At 65.0% G+C, this 15290-nt stretch carries 17 protein-coding genes; 14 read left to right on the top strand and 3 right to left on the bottom strand.

The window, feature by feature from the left end:
• The first annotated feature begins 57 nt into the window (after positions 1-57).
• The 8 genes from rpe (at position 58) to ACKVEX_RS05935 (ending at position 6825) form a co-directional block, all read left to right on the top strand.
• The gene (gene rpe, locus ACKVEX_RS05970; protein ID WP_473214785.1) at positions 58-753 is read left to right on the top strand and encodes a ribulose-phosphate 3-epimerase; all 696 of its coding nucleotides are present in this window, start codon (positions 58-60) and stop codon (positions 751-753) included.
• On the top strand, positions 750-1427 hold the full coding sequence (locus tag ACKVEX_RS05965; protein ID WP_473214784.1) for a phosphoglycolate phosphatase: 678 nt from the start codon (positions 750-752) through the stop codon (positions 1425-1427). The genes rpe and ACKVEX_RS05965 overlap by 4 nt, the downstream gene beginning before the upstream one ends.
• 204 nt (positions 1428-1631) lie before the next feature.
• Positions 1632-3119, top strand: a complete 1488-nt coding sequence (gene trpE, locus ACKVEX_RS05960; RefSeq protein ID WP_473214783.1) for an anthranilate synthase component I — start codon at positions 1632-1634, stop codon at positions 3117-3119.
• Between the two features lie 73 nt (positions 3120-3192).
• Positions 3193-3768 (top strand): aminodeoxychorismate/anthranilate synthase component II, encoded by a 576-nt coding sequence (locus tag ACKVEX_RS05955; protein WP_473214782.1) that lies wholly within the window; start codon positions 3193-3195, stop codon positions 3766-3768.
• 102 nt (positions 3769-3870) lie between these two features.
• Positions 3871-4902 carry an anthranilate phosphoribosyltransferase gene (gene trpD / locus ACKVEX_RS05950; protein ID WP_473214781.1) on the top strand — a complete coding sequence of 344 codons (1032 nt, stop codon included), beginning with the start codon at positions 3871-3873 and terminating at the stop codon, positions 4900-4902.
• An 18-nt stretch (positions 4903-4920) separates the two neighbouring features.
• Positions 4921-5709, top strand: coding sequence for an indole-3-glycerol phosphate synthase TrpC (trpC, locus tag ACKVEX_RS05945; protein WP_473214780.1), 789 nt, complete (start codon positions 4921-4923; stop codon positions 5707-5709).
• 62 nt (positions 5710-5771) lie between these two features.
• Positions 5772-6332: a peptide-methionine (S)-S-oxide reductase MsrA gene (gene msrA, locus ACKVEX_RS05940; protein ID WP_473214779.1), complete on the top strand. Its 561-nt coding sequence runs from the start codon at positions 5772-5774 to the stop codon at positions 6330-6332.
• Positions 6333-6480: 148 nt separating this feature from the next.
• Positions 6481-6825: an FKBP-type peptidyl-prolyl cis-trans isomerase gene (locus ACKVEX_RS05935; RefSeq protein ID WP_473214778.1), complete on the top strand. Its 345-nt coding sequence runs from the start codon at positions 6481-6483 to the stop codon at positions 6823-6825.
• Between the two features lie 18 nt (positions 6826-6843).
• Here ACKVEX_RS05935 and recQ read toward each other — a convergent pair whose 3' ends face one another.
• Complete coding sequence (gene recQ, locus ACKVEX_RS05930) at positions 6844-8682, bottom strand: DNA helicase RecQ (RefSeq protein WP_473214777.1); 1839 nt, start codon at positions 8680-8682, stop codon at positions 6844-6846.
• A 108-nt stretch (positions 8683-8790) separates the two neighbouring features.
• On the opposite strand from recQ, the gene ACKVEX_RS05925 reads away from it, so the two are divergent.
• Positions 8791-9042 (top strand): hypothetical protein, encoded by a 252-nt coding sequence (locus tag ACKVEX_RS05925; protein ID WP_473214776.1) that lies wholly within the window; start codon positions 8791-8793, stop codon positions 9040-9042.
• Between the two features lie 89 nt (positions 9043-9131).
• Here the strand turns inward: ACKVEX_RS05925 and rfaE2 are convergent, their stop codons facing one another.
• Together rfaE2 and ACKVEX_RS05915 are read right to left on the bottom strand one after the other, a co-directional pair.
• Positions 9132-9626 carry a D-glycero-beta-D-manno-heptose 1-phosphate adenylyltransferase gene (gene rfaE2, locus ACKVEX_RS05920; RefSeq protein ID WP_473214775.1) on the bottom strand — a complete coding sequence of 165 codons (495 nt, stop codon included), beginning with the start codon at positions 9624-9626 and terminating at the stop codon, positions 9132-9134.
• A 58-nt stretch (positions 9627-9684) separates the two neighbouring features.
• Positions 9685-10590, bottom strand: coding sequence for a MerR family transcriptional regulator (locus ACKVEX_RS05915; protein WP_473214774.1), 906 nt, complete (start codon positions 10588-10590; stop codon positions 9685-9687).
• Between the two features lie 88 nt (positions 10591-10678).
• Here ACKVEX_RS05915 and ACKVEX_RS05910 point away from each other — a divergent pair, with 88 nt between their 5' ends.
• From ACKVEX_RS05910 to ACKVEX_RS05890, 5 genes are all read left to right on the top strand, one after another.
• Complete coding sequence (locus tag ACKVEX_RS05910; RefSeq protein ID WP_473214773.1) at positions 10679-11032, top strand: hypothetical protein; 354 nt, start codon at positions 10679-10681, stop codon at positions 11030-11032.
• Entirely contained in the window at positions 11029-11829 is an 801-nt protein-coding gene (gene folE2 / locus ACKVEX_RS05905; protein ID WP_473214772.1) for a GTP cyclohydrolase FolE2, read from the top strand. Before ACKVEX_RS05910 ends, folE2 begins: the two co-directional genes overlap by 4 nt.
• A gap of 73 nt (positions 11830-11902) precedes the next feature.
• On the top strand, positions 11903-13255 hold the full coding sequence (locus tag ACKVEX_RS05900) for an NAD(P)/FAD-dependent oxidoreductase (RefSeq protein WP_473214771.1): 1353 nt from the start codon (positions 11903-11905) through the stop codon (positions 13253-13255).
• Entirely contained in the window at positions 13252-14034 is a 783-nt protein-coding gene (locus tag ACKVEX_RS05895; protein WP_473214770.1) for a DUF1365 domain-containing protein, read from the top strand. The genes ACKVEX_RS05900 and ACKVEX_RS05895 overlap by 4 nt, the downstream gene beginning before the upstream one ends.
• Positions 14031-15254, top strand: a complete 1224-nt coding sequence (locus ACKVEX_RS05890; RefSeq protein WP_473214769.1) for a class I SAM-dependent methyltransferase — start codon at positions 14031-14033, stop codon at positions 15252-15254. Before ACKVEX_RS05895 ends, ACKVEX_RS05890 begins: the two co-directional genes overlap by 4 nt.
• The last annotated feature ends 36 nt before the right edge of the window (positions 15255-15290 follow it).

Below are 15290 nucleotides of genomic sequence, written 5' to 3'. Positions count from 1 at the left end.
TGCCCCGGAACGCTTTGTGCGTACAATCCGGTCAAACCGATGCATAAGGAAACGACGATGTTTCGCATAGCCCCAAGCCTGCTCTCTGCCGACTTTGCCCGCCTGGGCGAGGAGGTGCGCGATGTCGTCGCAGCTGGCGCCGACTGGATCCATTTCGACGTGATGGACAATCATTACGTACCCAACCTGACCATCGGCCCGCTGGTGTGCGATGCGATCCGTCCGCATACGGGTGCGCCGATCGATGTGCATCTGATGGTCAAGCCGGTCGATCGGATCATCCCGGACTTCGCGAAGGCGGGGGCCAACCTGATCACCTTTCACCCCGAAGCGTCCGAGCATGTCGATCGCAGCCTGGGCCTGATCCGTGATTCCGGCTGCCAGGCCGGACTCGTGTTCAACCCCGCGACCCCGCTGCATTATCTCGACCATGTGCTCGACAAGCTCGACATCGTGCTGCTGATGAGCGTGAACCCCGGATTCGGCGGCCAGAAGTTCATCCCGGAGACCCTGAACAAGCTGCGCGCCGCGCGACACAAGCTCGATGCTTACGAGGCGCGCAGCGGCCGGCGGATCCTGCTCGAGATAGACGGCGGCGTGAAGGTCGACAACATCGCCGAGATCGCGCGCGCGGGTGCCGACACCTTCGTCGCGGGGTCCGCGGTGTTCGGTGCGGCCCGCGAGGACGACCCGAACCGCTACGATGGCGTGATCGCGGCGCTGCGTGCCGAACTGGCGACGGTGGCGCAATGACTTCGGACCTCTTCCGGGTCGAGTCGGTGCTGTTCGATCTTGATGGCACGCTGCTCGACACGGTGAATGATCTGGCCGAAGCCGCGAACAGCATGCTGGCCGATATCGCTCGGCCGCAGCGCACGCTGGACGAGATTCGCGCCTTCGTCGGCAAGGGCATTCCGAATCTGGTGCGCCGCTGCCTGACCGACGGTTACGAGGCGTCCGACGCGGAGATCGAACATGCGGTGGCCCGTTTCCGCCATCACTATGCCGAAGTCAACGGCAGCCGCTCGACCGTCTTCCCGGGAGTCATCGATACGCTGGATGCGATGCGGGCGCGCAATCTGCGCCTGGCCTGCGTCACCAACAAGGCCGAGGCTTTCACGCTGCCATTGATCGAGCGCATGGGCCTGGCCGGTTACTTCTCGGTCGTGGTCAGCGGCGACACGCTGCCGGTCAAGAAGCCGGATCCGGCCGTGGTGGTCCATGCGTGCAAACTGCTCGGCACTCCGCTCGACCGGGCGCTGATGATCGGCGACTCGGCCAATGACGCGCTGGCGGCCCGCGGCGCCGGCGTCCCGGTGTTGCTGGTGACCTATGGTTACAGCGAGGGCATGCCGGTGGACACCATCGAATGCGATGGGCTACTATCGACCGCCTACGAAGCGCTCGATCGGATCGCTCCGCGCTGATCCTTCATCGCTCACCCACGACAGCCACCGCTCGACATCGTGACATACGGAATCAGGGTTTCTCGCAAGGACTTCATGCCCGGCAGCGCCGCTCCGGTCTGCTGGCGTGGTTGGCCCTCGGGCCGACAATAACGCGCCGTGCTGCGCGGGACAAAGCGCCCGCGGTCCTCGCAACACAGAACCAACGATGTTTCTGGAGTCTCCATGCTTGAGCAGGAATTCAACGAACTTGCAGCCAAGGGATACAACCGTATTCCGGTGACGCTGGAAACGTTCGCGGATCTCGATACCCCCCTTTCGATCTACCTGAAGCTGGCCAACGAGCCGTGGAGCTACCTGCTCGAGTCGGTGCAGGGTGGGGAGCGTTTCGGCCGCTATTCGATGATCGGTCTGGCTGCCTCGACCCGCCTGGAGGTCTATGGTCGATCGGCCTTGCTGCTGACCGGCAACCGGCTGGTCGAGCGGCGCGACTACGGTGATCCGCTCAACTACGTCGCCGAGTTCATGGCGCGCATCAAGGTGCCGCCGCGCGACGGTCTGCCGCGTTTCGCGGGGGGGTTGGTCGGGTGTTTCGGCTACGACACTGTGCGCTACATCGAACCGCGACTGGCCGGCACCGAGAAGCCGGATGAACTCGGCACACCGGACATCCTGCTGCTGCTGTCCGAGGAGATCGCGATCGTCGACAACCTGTCGGGCAAGCTGACGCTGGTCGTCTACGCCGAGCCGGAGGTGCCGGGTGCGTTCAAGCGCGCGAAGAAGCGCTTGCGTGAACTGCTCGCCCGCCTGCGCGAGCCGGTCCGGATTCCGCAGGACACGTGTGCTGCGCCGCAGGAGGCGGTGTCCAGCTTCGGTGAAGCGGCCTTCAAGGATGCGGTGGCGAAGGCCAAGCAGTACATCGTCGACGGCGACATCATGCAGGTGGTGCTGTCGCAGCGCATGAGCAAGCCCTACGCGGCAAGCCCGCTGGCGCTGTACCGCGCGATCCGTACGCTGAACCCCTCGCCCTACATGTTCTATTTCAACTTCGAGGACTTCCATGTCGTCGGCGCGTCACCCGAGATCCTGGTGCGGCTCGACGACGACGGTGGTGGCAAGCGGGTGACGGTTCGTCCGATCGCCGGTACGCGCCGGCGCGGCAGCAACCCTGCCGAGGACGAGGCCCTTGAAAAGGATTTGCTGGCCGACGAGAAGGAACGGGCCGAGCACCTGCAACTGCTCGATCTGGGTCGCAATGATGCCGGTCGCGTGTCCGAGATCGGCTCGGTCCGGGTTACCGAGCAGTTCAATGTCGAGCGCTACTCGCATGTGATGCACATCGTGTCGAACGTCGAGGGGCGGCTCAAGGACGAGCTCAATGCACTGGCGGTGCTGCGCGCCGCTTTTCCGGCCGGCACCGTGTCGGGTGCCCCCAAAGTGCGTGCGATGGAGATCATCGACGAACTCGAACCGGTCAAGCGCGGCGTCTATGCCGGGGCGGCGGGCTACATCGGCTTTCATGGCGACATGGATCTCGCGATCGCGATCCGCACCGCGGTGCTCAAGGACGGGCAGATCCACGTTCAGGCGGGTGCCGGCATCGTCGCCGACTCCGATCCCGATGCCGAATGGCAGGAGACGCGCAGCAAGGCGCGCGCGATGCTGCGCGCCGCCGAGATGGCGGAGTCCGGGCTGGATACCCCGGCAGCCTGAGCGACGCGAATGCCATGTGCGGGCGCGTCCCGGTGTCACGCGCCCCTATCGAATCCCTGCGAGGAATGCGGCCATGCTGCTGATGATCGACAACTACGACAGCTTCACCTACAACCTGGTGCAGTATCTCGGCGAACTGGGTGCGGTGGTCAAGGTGTTTCGCAACGACGAGATCACGCTGGAGCAGATCGCTGCGCTGCGTCCGTCGCAGCTGGTGATCTCGCCGGGCCCGTGTGCGCCGGCCCAGGCCGGGATCTCGGTGCCGGCCATCGAGGCCTTCGCCGGCAAGATACCGATCCTCGGCGTCTGTCTCGGACATCAGAGCATCGGTGTCGCGTTCGGCGGTCGCATCGTGCATGCCAAGCGCCTGATGCATGGCAAGACCTCGCCGGTCCGGCATTCGGGCGAAGGCGTGTTCAGGGGGCTGCCCGATCCATTGGTGTGCACCCGTTACCATTCGCTCGCGATCGAACGCGAGACGCTGCCCGAGTGTCTTGCGATCACCGCCTGGACCGAGGATGGCGAGATCATGGGCGTACGTCACAGGACGCTCGCGGTCGAAGGGGTGCAGTTTCATCCGGAGTCGATCATGAGCGAGTGCGGGCACGATCTGCTGCGCAACTTCCTTTCGGAGCCGGTGCCGGCCTGACGCGGGTCCCGGTGGCCGGAGCGTCCTCGGGCGCACATCCGTCCGCTGCGCGTCAGGCCATCTCGATTTCATCGTAAAAAACGTCAATCAGGAACGTCCAACATGTCCATTACCGCACAGGAAGCCCTGCAGCGCACGATCGACCACCGCGAGATCTTCTATGACGAGATGCTGTCGCTGATGCGTCAGATCATGGCCGGCGAGGTGTCCCCAGTGATGACGGCCGCGATTCTGACCGGCCTGAGGGTCAAGAAGGAGACGATCGGCGAGATCGCCGCGGCGGCCACGGTGATGCGCGAGCTGTCCATGCGGGTGACCGTGCCGCCGCCGCATGAGCACTTCCTGGACGTGGTCGGAACCGGCGGCGACGGCGCCAACACCTTCAACATCTCGACCGCGACGATCTTCGTCGCAGCCGCGGCCGGTGCGCGGGTGGCCAAGCATGGCAACCGCAGCGTGTCGTCCAAGAGCGGCAGTGCGGACGTGCTGGAGGCGCTCGGGGTCAACCTCGCGATGTCGCCGCAGCAGGTGGCCGACTGTATCGAGGCGACCGGCATCGGATTCATGTTCGCGCCCAATCACCACAGCGCAATGAAGAATGTCGCACCGGTGCGGCGCGAGATGGGTGTCCGGACCCTCTTCAACATTCTCGGGCCGTTGACCAATCCGGCGGGTGCGCCGAACACATTGATGGGCGTGTTCCATCCCGACCTGGTCGGCATCCAGGCGCGGGTCATGGAGCGCCTCGGTGCCAATCACGTGCTGGTGGTCTACGGCCTGGACGGCATGGACGAGGTCAGCCTCGGCGCGGCGACGATGGTCGGAGAACTCAAGGATGGCAGGATTATCGAGTACGAGATCCACCCGGAGGACTTCGACCTGGCCATGGCCGGCAGCCGCAATCTGCGCGTGGAAAACGTCGAGGAATCCATGGACACGCTGCTCGGTGCGCTGGAGAACAAACCCGGACCGGCACGCGAGATCGTAATCCTGAATGCCGGCGTGGCGCTATACACGGCCAACCTGTGCGATTCCATTGCCGAGGGCATCCGGCGTGCCCGCGAACTCATCGCAAGCGGGGCTGCGCGAGCGAAACTGGACCAATTCGTCCGCTTCACCCGCACGGCGGGCTGAACTCTGGTCGGGATCCACATGAGCGACATACTGAAGCGAATCATCGCGGTCAAGCACCGGGAAGTCGAGGCGGGGCTCGTCCTGCGGCCGCGGACGTCGATCGAGGCCGATGCGGCTGCGGCACCGCGCGTGCGGGATTTCGTCGCCGCCGTTCGCGACCGGATCGCGAACGGTCAGCCCGCCGTCATCGCGGAGATCAAGAAGGCCAGTCCGTCCAGGGGCGTCATCCGGGCCGATTTCCGTCCCGCCGAGATCGCGCGCGCGTATGAAGCGGCGGGCGCGGCCTGCCTGTCGGTGCTGACCGACCGCGAGTTCTTCCAGGGCTCGGCCGATTATCTCGAGGCGGCGCGGGCGGCGTGCGCGCTGCCGGTATTGCGCAAGGACTTCATGGTCGATCCGTGGCAGGTCTATGAGGCCCGCGCGATGGGCGCGGATGCGATCCTGCTGATCGCCGCCGCGCTCGACCTTGCGCAGATGCGGGAGATGGAGGCGATCGCGCAGCAATTGGGCATGGCGGTTCTGGTCGAAGTGCATGATGCGGCGGAACTGTCGCTCGCGCTGGAGCTCGATACGCCTTTGCTCGGCATCAACAACCGCGATCTGCGCAGTTTCGAGGTCAGCCTGCAGACCACCCTCGACCTGCTCGAGCGGATCCCTGCAGAGCGCATCGTCGTGACCGAATCCGGCATCCTGAGGCCCGGGGACGTCGCGCTGATGCGTGCCCATGACGTGAATGCCTTCCTGGTCGGCGAGGCCTTCATGCGTGTCGAGGACCCGGGCGCGGGTTTGCGCGCGCTGTTCGGATAGTGCGGAATGATGTGCCCGTGTCGTTGTCTCAACGCACACGAACACGAGCAGGAGGTGATTGCATGACCCGATTGACGACGGACATTCGAATCGAAACAGCGATCCTGGGCGGCGGGTGTTTCTGGTGCCTGGAGGCGGTTTTCGTCGATGTCGAAGGGGTGCTGTCGGTAGAGCCAGGCTACTGTGGCGGCAAGGTGGCATCCCCGACTTATCACGAAGTCTGCGAGGGCGGAACCGGTCACGCGGAAGTCGTGCGGATCGAATTCGATCCGGAGCGGATCAGCTTTCGCGATCTGCTCGAGATCTTCTTCGTCATTCACGATCCGACCACGCTGAACCGCCAGGGCAACGACATCGGCACCCAATACCGCTCGGCGATTTTCCCGACCACCGATGCGCAACTGCATGATGCGCTGGCCTTGATCGAGGAGATGGGGGAGCAGCGGGTGTTCCCGTCGGCGATCGTCACCCGGGTCGAGCGGGCGCAGACCTTCTGGCCGGCCGAAGACCACCATCGCGACTATTACGCGAAGAATTCGGATCAGCCCTACTGCCAGTACGTCGTCGCACCGAAGATCGCGAAGTTTCGCGAGAACTTCGCAAAGCGCCGTAAGCGCGGGTAAGCCCGTCGATCCGGAGTGGTCGCCGGACGCCGTAGGCATGACACATTCGGGCCATCGGGCAGCGCAAGCCGCAAGAACGCGCTTTGCGTCGCTGCACAAGCTTCTTTCAACGCCGGCGATCCGCGCCGGCACTTTCAGGAGGTTCCACATGACCCAGCAAACCCTTCCCAGCGGCCTCGTGTTCGAAGAGCTGGCATCCGGCGACGGTGCCGTGGCCGAGAAGGGCAAGACGGTCTCGGTTCATTACACCGGCTGGCTGACCGACGGCCGCAAGTTCGATTCGAGCAAGGATCGCAACGACCCGTTCCAGTTTCCTCTCGGGGCAGGCCATGTGATCCGCGGCTGGGACGAGGGGGTGCAGGGCATGCAGGAAGGCGGTCGGCGCAAGCTCACGATTCCGCCCGAACTCGGCTACGGCGCGCGTGGTGCCGGCGGCGTGATTCCGCCCAATGCGACGCTGGTGTTCGAAGTCGAATTGCTGAAGGTGCTGTGACCTGCAACTGATCCGGGCTTACGTGGTGCGGGCGACCACCTCGAGGATCGCCTCGCCGTAGGCCTCGAGCTTGCGGTCGCCGATACCGCTGATGACGGCCAGATCGGCCACGCTGCGCGGGCGCGCGATCGCAATCTCGCGCAGCGTCGCATCGTGAAAGATCACGTAGGCGGGCACATTGCGTTCCTTCGCCTGTTCGGCCCGCCACGCGCGCAGACGATCGAACAGCGTCGTCGGAATGCCGCCCGGAATATCCAGGCTTCCGCTGCTGCGCCGCTTCGCGCGGGTGCGGGGCCGTTCCCTTTCCACGCGCAAGTCAAAGCGCGCGTCTCCGCGCAGCAGCGGTCTGGCATGGTCGGTCAGCATCAACGCGTTGTAACGCTCATGATCGACCGCGAGCAATTCGCGTGCGACGAGCTGACGAAAGACCGTGCGCCAGCCCTTCTCGTCAAGCTCCGCCCCGATGCCGAAGGTGCTGATCGTGTCGTGACCGCGTTCGCGCACCTTGTCGGTCATCTCGCCGCGCAGCACGTCGATCAGGTGTCCGGCGCCATAGCGCTGTCCGGTGCGGTAGACGCATGACAGCGCCTTGCGCGCCGCCTCGGTCGCATCCCAGGTCTGCGGCGGATGCAGGCAGTTGTCGCAGTTGCCGCAGGGCGTGGCGGCTTCACCGAAATAGGCGAGCAGGTGCTGACGCCGGCAATCGGTCGCCTCGACCAGTCCGACCAGCACGTCCAGACGGTTGCGCGCGAGGCGCTTGAAGGTCTCGTCGGCCTCGGACTCGTCCACCATGCGGCGCTGCTGAACCACGTCCTGTGCGCCCCAGGTCATCCACGCCTGTGCGGGCAGGCCGTCGCGGCCGGCCCGACCGGTCTCCTGGTAATAGCCTTCGATCGAGCGCGGCAGGTCCAGATGCGCGACGAAGCGCACGTCCGGCTTGTCGATGCCCATGCCGAACGCGATCGTCGCCACCATCACGATGCCATCCTCGCGCAGGAAGCGGATCTGGTTCGCGGAGCGCTGCTCTACCGGCATGCCGGCATGGTAGGGCAGGGCCGTGATGCCCTGCTCCTGCAGCCACGCGGCCGTCTCCTCGACCTTGCGCCGCGACAGGCAGTACACGATGCCCGCGTCGCCCAGGCATTCCTCTCGGATGAAACCGAGCAACTGGCGGCGTGGATCGTGCTTCTCGACGATGGTGTAACGGATGTTCGGTCGGTCGAAACTGGAGATGAAGCGCCGGGCCGTGTCCAGGCGCAGCCGCGCCGCGATCTCCTCGCGGGTCTGCCGGTCGGCGGTGGCGGTCAGTGCGATGCGGGGAATCGCCGGATAGCGCTCGGGCAGGATGGATAGCTGCAGATATTCCGGCCGGAAGTCATGACCCCATTGCGACACGCAGTGGGCCTCGTCGATCGCGAACAGCGCCAGGCGCCGGGTGTCGCGCAGGTGATCGAGCTGATCCAGAAAGCGCGGCGTCATCAGGCGTTCGGGCGCGACATAGAGGAGGTCGAGATCACCGTCGAACAGGCGTCTTTCCACCGCGCGGCCGGCTTCCGCGTCCAGGCTGGAATTGAGGAAGGCGGCCGACACTCCCGCCTCGACCAATGCGCTGACCTGGTCGTGCATCAGTGCGATGAGCGGCGACACGACGATCGCGGTGCCGTCGCGCAGCAGGGCCGGGATCTGGTAGCACAGGGATTTCCCGCCGCCGGTGGGCATCAGCACCAGCGCATCGCCTCCGCCGGCCACATGCTCGACGATCGCCTGCTGCTCGCCCCGAAAGGCGGTGTAGCCGAACACGTGGTCCAGAATGTGAAGGGCGGGAGCGGGGGCGGTCGTGATGGTCATCGCCGCCATTCTACCGGCATCGAGCCCAGCGGGCATGGGTGCGACTTGACCCGTCTGACGGCAAGGTGGATATTCTCGTCCTTGTGTTCCTGACAGTTCCACAGTGAGCTCTCCAACATGCCCAACACCGACACCACCCGACTGTACGCCACGCATCCGCATCTGAGGCGGATCGACGAGTTGTGGGGCAAGGCCGAGTGCCGCGTCCTGCTGACCGAGCTGATGAGCGATTCGCGCGGGGGCGCGCGTGCCGGGTTCGCGCCGGAGAACGCCTCGACTCTTCTTCGCCTGCTGATGGAACACGATCGTTCGTTTCCTCAGTTCGACGAGTCGTTCACGATACCGGCGTGGCAGCGTACCGCCGAGTGAGGGCGTCCGGCCGCTGATGCGGCACGCGGGCCTGTCCCGCGTGCCGGCCGTCGTCGATTCGCCGGCCGTGGCGGCGCCTTGTGGCGCGCTCAGCCGCGCTGCCGTCGAATGCGCTCGATCAGGTGCGTCGTGGAGCGTTCATGCTCGAACGGGATCGAGTGCACCGAACCCCCCCAGCCGATCACTTCGGACGCGCCGACGATGTGCTCCAAGCGCCAGTCGCCGCCCTTCACCAGAACTTCGGGTCGTGCCTCGATGATCCGCGCGAGCGGCGTGTCCTCGTCGAACCAGGTCACCAGATCCACGCAGTCCAGCGCCGCCATCACCGCGATACGGTCTTCCAGCGGGTTCATCGGCCGATCCTCGCCCTTGCCCAGGCGTCTGACCGAAGCATCGGTGTTCAGCGCCACCACCATCGACGCGCCGAGCGCGCGAGCCTGCGCCAGATACGTGACATGGCCGCGATGCAGGATGTCGAAACAACCGTTGGTGAACACCAGCGGCCGCGGCAGGGACGCGGCGCGCTCGCGCAACTGCTGCGGGTCGCAGATCTTGGCTTCGAAGGCAGGGCCGGCGTAACGCATGCGTGTCGTGGGGCTGTGATGACGAATCAGCCATTGTAGCGTCCGGAGGCCGCGGCGGTCAGCTCTGATGCGCTGCGCGCCACTCCCCGAGTGCGGCCACAGCATCCGGTAGCGACGTGATGACGCGCACGCCATCCAGCCTGGCCTGCTTGCCCAGCAGGGCCGCTCCGCCGGCCCATAGCGCGACCCCGTCCGGCAGCATGCTGCGCAACTGGTTCAGACCTTCGATCGCCTGGCGCGTCGGATAGGCGCCACTGAAAGACAGCGCGACGACGTCGAAATTGCCGGCGATCGCCGCGCTGCGAATGTCGGCCAACGGTGTCTGAATGCCGAGTGAAACGCAGCACGCACCTTCCGGCACCAGCATCGCCTCGGCCATCAGCAGGCCCAGCCCGTGCATCTCCTCGGGAAAGGTCGTCAGCAGCACGCGCGGGCGCGATCCTGGATTCGAATGCGAACCGATTGCGTTGCGCAGCACATTCTGCAACTGCTCCGAATACAGGTGCTCTTCCGAGACGTCCAGTTCTCCCCGCATCCAGGATTGCCCGATCGCGACGTTGAGCCGATCCACGGTTTCGGATACGAAGCGCTGCAGCCCCTGCTTGAGCAACATCTGGCTCAGGGTCGAGCGAAGTTCGTCGATGGAATGGAGTCTGACCAGCCGCAGGAAATCCTCCTCCGGTACCGCGCTGTCCGACTGATGCGGCGGTTGATGGGTTTCGATCTCCTGCAGCAGGTCTTCGGTCGACGCGCCAACCACCTTGGACGGACGTTTGCCCAGGTCGAGCAGGCGGCGGATCAGACGCAATTTCTCCACCTGTTCCGGCGGATAGGCGCGATCGCCGTTCTCGTCACGCAGCGGAGATGGAAAGCCGTAGCGGCGCTCCCACACTCTGAGTGTGTCCTTGGAAAGCCCGGTGTCTCGTTCGACCGCGGCGATGTTGAACAGAGGTTGCACTGTCATGATCCGTTTGTCTTGGACAAGTAGTTGACATCGGTTGAATGTGGTCCTATCTTAGAGCCATACGTTTAACTTGTCTAGGACAAACAAAATGAAAACGTTAACGATTCCCAGAGCACGTGTGATCCCTGTGATGTGCGCCGTCGGCATTGCCGCGGCAGCCTTGTGGATCGCCGGCCAGAGTCACGCCGCAAGCACGGCGTCCGCGCCGCCCGATGTTGATGCTCATTCCAGTTTTGTCCAGGACAGTTGTGTCGATGCGGCGCTGAAGCTCAAATTGATGATCCACCGAGCCGGCCTCATACTGAATGCCTCGTCCGGCGGCGATGCGCACCTGTGCAACAACGATAGACTGTCCGTCACCGATGCCGAATCGCTGCACAGCGCGAGCGCATCCCCCGATTCCATTCCGGAAAGAACCAGCCCCGAACAGGAGAAATCATGAACGCACCCGAACGAATCTTCCTACCCGACGTGCAGGCGAGCGAGGACACGCGTGCGCTGGCGATCCAGCGCGTGGGTGTGCGCGGACTACGCTATCCGATCGCGCTTCGCAGCGTGTGGGGCGACGTGCGTCATACCGTGGCAACGCTGGAGATGACGGTTTCGCTTCCCCCCGAAGTCAAGGGAACGCACATGTCCCGCTTCGTCGAGATCCTGGAGGCCGAGCGCGAGCCGCTCGAACTGTCCGGACTGCAGGTGATGTTCGTCGAGATGCTCGAGCGCCTGGAATCTTCGGCCGGCCGGATCGAGATGAAATTTCCGTACTTTCTGCGCAAGGCGGCGCCCGTCTCGGGAGTGGATAGTCTGCTCGATATCGATGCGGCCCTGATGATCGACAAAAGTGCCGACGCAGACGCAGAGGTGACCTTGAAGGTCGTCGCGCCGGTGACCAGCCTGTGTCCTTGCTCGAAGAAGATCTCCGACTACGGCGCGCACAATCAGCGTTCGCACATCACGATCACCGCGAAGCTGCGCGAGGATGTGAGCATAGAGGAACTGGTCCGGGTCGCCGAAGACGAGGCCTCGTGCGAAGTGTTCGGTCTGCTCAAGCGCCCCGACGAGAAATGGGTGACCGAGCGCGCCTACGACAACCCCAAGTTCGTCGAAGACCTGGTTCGGGACATCGCGCTGCGCCTCGGCGGAGATTCGCGGATCGCATCCTGGGTGGTCGAGTCAGAGAACTTCGAGTCGATCCACAACCATTCCGCCTACGCACTCATCGAGGGCGTGAATCCGTGATGGCGTCGCTGCATCCATCGCCGCTTGGGCTTGCGACCGGTGGTCGCGGTGACGAATCCTCGGGAGACCCGACATGAAGCTGGGAGAACTGGAGCGCTTGACCAACGGGGGCGCGCGCCGCATCGCGGTCATCGGGGCCGGCGTGGCCGGATTGTCGGCCGCCTGGTTGCTGTCGCGCAACGCGAAGGTCACGGTGTTTGAGGCCAACGCGTACGCCGGTGGGCACACCAATACGGTCGACGTCACCGTCGACGGCCGGTCGTTTCCGGTCGATACCGGTTTTCTGGTGTTCAACCGCAAGACCTATCCTAACCTGTGCGCGATGTTCGGCGTGCTCGGGGTCAAGTGGGTCGAGTCCGAGATGTCGTTCGGCGTGAGTCTCGACGCGCCCGATGTAGAGTGGGCGGGGTCTGACCTAGGCACCGTTTTCGCACAGCGCAGCAATCTGGTCAGACCCGCGATGTGGCGCATGCTGTCTGACATCATGCGATTCAACCGTGAGGCCACCCGCATGGCGCTCGCAGGTGACGCGCCGGACGTTCCGCTTGGCGCCTACCTCGCGTCGAATCATTACGGCAAGGCCTTCAGCGACTGGTACCTGCTTCCGATGGCCGCCGCGATCTGGTCGTGCCCGACCCGCGCGATGCTCGACTATCCGCTCTCGACCTTCGTGCGTTTCTGCCACAACCATGGCCTGCTGCAGGTGCTGGACCGGCCGCGCTGGCTCACGGTGAAGGGTGGCGGTCGGGCGTATGTGCGCAAGATCGTCTCGCTCCTGGATGACCTGCGCTTGAACAGCCCGGTCCACAGCGTGGTGCGCGACGATGCCGGGGTGTGGGTCCAGTCCGTCCGCGGAACCGAACGCTTCGACGACGTCATCTTCGCCTGTCACAGCGACCAGGCCTTGGCCATCCTCGGGTCCGACGCGAGTGTGCTGGAGCGCCGCCTGCTCTCCGCAGTTCGCTACCAGCCCAACCGCGCGGTGCTTCATACCGATGCCGCACTGCTGCCTCGCCGCAAGGCGGTCTGGTCGGCGTGGAACTACCTGGCCGGTCGCGGGGATGTCGATGCGCGCCCGGTGTCGGTCAGCTATCTGATCAACCGGCTGCAGCCACTGCCGGTCGACACTCCGGTCATCGTTTCGCTGAATCCGTTCCGCGAACCGGCGCCGGACAAGGTGATCCGATCCTTCGATTATGCCCACCCGGTGTTCGACGAGGGCGCGGTCGATGCGCAGGCGCAGCTGCACCGGATTCAGGGCGTGCGCAAGACCTGGTTCGCGGGCGCATGGACCGGTTATGGCTTCCATGAGGATGGGCTCAAGTCCGCGCTGAGCGTCGTGGAACGGCTGGGCGGCAGCATTCCGTGGCGTGATGACGTCGCGCGCGAACATCGGCGTCATGAACCGCTGGAGCGGGTCGCATGAACGCCATCGTGCAGCCGCTGGACGCGTCCGTGTGCTTCGGCGCCGTGACCCATGAGCGTCACGTCGGGGCGACCAACCGCTTCGTCTATCCGCTCGCGTTCCTGCGCCTGCCATTGTCCCGGCTTCATGAGCTGTCGGTGCCGCTGCTCGGTATCGATGGTCCCGGCATCTTCGCCTTCCGCACCCGGGACCACGGCCCGCGCGACGGTTCTCCGCTGCTGGCGTGGATTCGCGCGCGCCTCGCGCAGCATGGGCTGGCCGAGGTCGCGGACGGTGAGGTCATGCTGCAGGCGATGCCGAGACTTTTCGGTTTCGTGTTCAATCCGGTCAGTTTCTGGTTCTGCCATGACCGTGGCGGGCTTCTGCGGGTCGTGCTCGCCGAGGTCAACAACACCTTCGGCGAACGGCACAACTACCTGATTCACCACCCGGATCTGCGCCCGATCGCGAACGGAGAACAACTGGCCGCGCGCAAGGTCTTCCATGTGTCGCCGTTCTTTCCGGTGGCGGGTGAGTACCGCTTCCGTATCGAGCGCCGGGCCGAGTTTCATGCGGTCGCGATCGACTACTTCAGCGACGGCGTCAAGCAGCTCGGCACGCGCGTGGGCGGACGTGCCGAGGCGCTGAACGGGCGCGCGATGATGCGCTGGCTGCTGCGCTTTCCGCTGATGACCCTGGGCGTGGTGGCCCGAATTCACTGGCAGGCGTTGCGCCTGTGGCTCAAAAAGGTGCGTTTCTATCGCAAACCACCGCCCCCTCTCGAGGAAACGACGACATGAACATCATCGAACAGGCCCTGCCGCGCTTTTGTCCGCGCCAGCTGGCTACGCTACCCCGCAGCGCGCGTCTGGGGCTCGAACTGCTCGACTGCCTGCAGGGGGGTGCGCTGGCGATCGAGCTTCCGGACGGGCAGCGGATCCGGGTCGGGCATGGTCCGCTGGTGGCGCACTGGCGCGTCCGCGATCTGAACGTGTTCGACCTGGCTCTGGCCACCGGCGACATCGGCCTGGCCGAGGCGTGGATGGACGAGGCCTGGGACAGCGACGATCCGACTGCGGTGCTGAGCCTGCTGGCACGCAATCGCGACGTGCTCGGACGGGCGGTGTACGGCCGCTTCATCCGGCTGGCCGGGCACAGGCTGTGGCACCTGCTGCGGGCCAATACCCGCAGCGGCGCCAGGCGCAACATCGAGGCGCACTACGATCTCGGCAACGATTTCTACACGCTGTGGCTGGACCCGGGCATGACGTATTCGGCCGCGGTGTTCGCGTCGCCGGACGAGGCGCTCGAGGCCGCCCAGTTGCGCAAGTACCGCCGCATCCTGGAGCGCCTGGATGCACGTCCCGGCCAGCTGATCCTTGAGATCGGCTGCGGCTGGGGCGCATTCGCGGAGGTTGCGGCAACCGAGTTCGGTTGCCGGGTGCTGGGGGTGACGCTGTCGCCGGCTCAGCTCGCATACGCGCAGGCGCGCGCGGAGCGCGGCGGCTTCGCGGATCGGGCCAGCTTCGAGCTGTGCGACTATCGCGACGTGCGGGGCCAGTACGACCATATCGTGTCGATCGAGATGATCGAGGCGGTCGGTGAGCGGTTCTGGCCGGTGTACTTCGAACGCATCGCGGATCTGCTCAGACCCGGTGGGCGCTGCGTGATCCAGGCGATCACGATCGACGATGATCTGTTCCATCGCTATCGTCGAGGTACCGATTTCATCCAGCGCTACGTGTTTCCGGGCGGCATGCTGCCGTCGCCGGCCGAGATCGGCAAGCAGGTCGACGCTGCCGGATTGTCGCTGGCGGGCGACTTCGCGTTCGGACGGGACTATGCGCGGACCCTCGCGCACTGGCACCGGAACTTCATTGCTTGCCTTCCTGCGGTCCGGGCGCAGGGTTTCTCCGAGCGTTTCATCCGCATGTGGCGCATGTATCTGTCGTATTGCGAGGCAGGGTTCGAAACCGGCTCGATCGACGTCCACCACTATGAAATCGTCCATCGTGGCTGAGACTTCGCTGCGTCGGCGCTCAGATGGCACGGCGTG

This window comes from Denitraticella aggregata, assembly GCF_048158365.1.
In the GTDB taxonomy this organism is placed as follows: domain Bacteria; phylum Pseudomonadota; class Gammaproteobacteria; order Burkholderiales; family Rhodocyclaceae; genus Azoarcus_F.
Note: the sequence above shows the minus strand (reverse complement) of the source record. Positions and strands in the feature narration are given on the sequence as shown.

Excerpts from the sequence above, each read along its gene's own strand:
- ACKVEX_RS05915 (WP_473214774.1), bottom strand. The coding sequence starts at position 10,590 with ATGACAGTGCAACCTCTGTTCAACATCGCCGCGGTCGAACGAGACACC.
- trpE (WP_473214783.1), top strand. The coding sequence starts at position 1,632 with ATGCTTGAGCAGGAATTCAACGAACTTGCAGCCAAGGGATACAACCGT.
- ACKVEX_RS05910 (WP_473214773.1), top strand. The coding sequence starts at position 10,679 with ATGAAAACGTTAACGATTCCCAGAGCACGTGTGATCCCTGTGATGTGC.
- ACKVEX_RS05900 (WP_473214771.1), top strand. The coding sequence starts at position 11,903 with ATGAAGCTGGGAGAACTGGAGCGCTTGACCAACGGGGGCGCGCGCCGC.
- folE2 (WP_473214772.1), top strand. The coding sequence starts at position 11,029 with ATGAACGCACCCGAACGAATCTTCCTACCCGACGTGCAGGCGAGCGAG.
- trpC (WP_473214780.1), top strand. The coding sequence starts at position 4,921 with ATGAGCGACATACTGAAGCGAATCATCGCGGTCAAGCACCGGGAAGTC.
- msrA (WP_473214779.1), top strand. The coding sequence starts at position 5,772 with ATGACCCGATTGACGACGGACATTCGAATCGAAACAGCGATCCTGGGC.
- recQ (WP_473214777.1), bottom strand. The coding sequence starts at position 8,682 with ATGGCGGCGATGACCATCACGACCGCCCCCGCTCCCGCCCTTCACATT.
- ACKVEX_RS05890 (WP_473214769.1), top strand. The coding sequence starts at position 14,031 with ATGAACATCATCGAACAGGCCCTGCCGCGCTTTTGTCCGCGCCAGCTG.
- ACKVEX_RS05895 (WP_473214770.1), top strand. The coding sequence starts at position 13,252 with ATGAACGCCATCGTGCAGCCGCTGGACGCGTCCGTGTGCTTCGGCGCC.
- ACKVEX_RS05935 (WP_473214778.1), top strand. The coding sequence starts at position 6,481 with ATGACCCAGCAAACCCTTCCCAGCGGCCTCGTGTTCGAAGAGCTGGCA.
- rfaE2 (WP_473214775.1), bottom strand. The coding sequence starts at position 9,626 with ATGCGTTACGCCGGCCCTGCCTTCGAAGCCAAGATCTGCGACCCGCAG.
- ACKVEX_RS05925 (WP_473214776.1), top strand. The coding sequence starts at position 8,791 with ATGCCCAACACCGACACCACCCGACTGTACGCCACGCATCCGCATCTG.
- trpD (WP_473214781.1), top strand. The coding sequence starts at position 3,871 with ATGTCCATTACCGCACAGGAAGCCCTGCAGCGCACGATCGACCACCGC.
- ACKVEX_RS05965 (WP_473214784.1), top strand. The coding sequence starts at position 750 with ATGACTTCGGACCTCTTCCGGGTCGAGTCGGTGCTGTTCGATCTTGAT.
- ACKVEX_RS05955 (WP_473214782.1), top strand. The coding sequence starts at position 3,193 with ATGCTGCTGATGATCGACAACTACGACAGCTTCACCTACAACCTGGTG.
- rpe (WP_473214785.1), top strand. The coding sequence starts at position 58 with ATGTTTCGCATAGCCCCAAGCCTGCTCTCTGCCGACTTTGCCCGCCTG.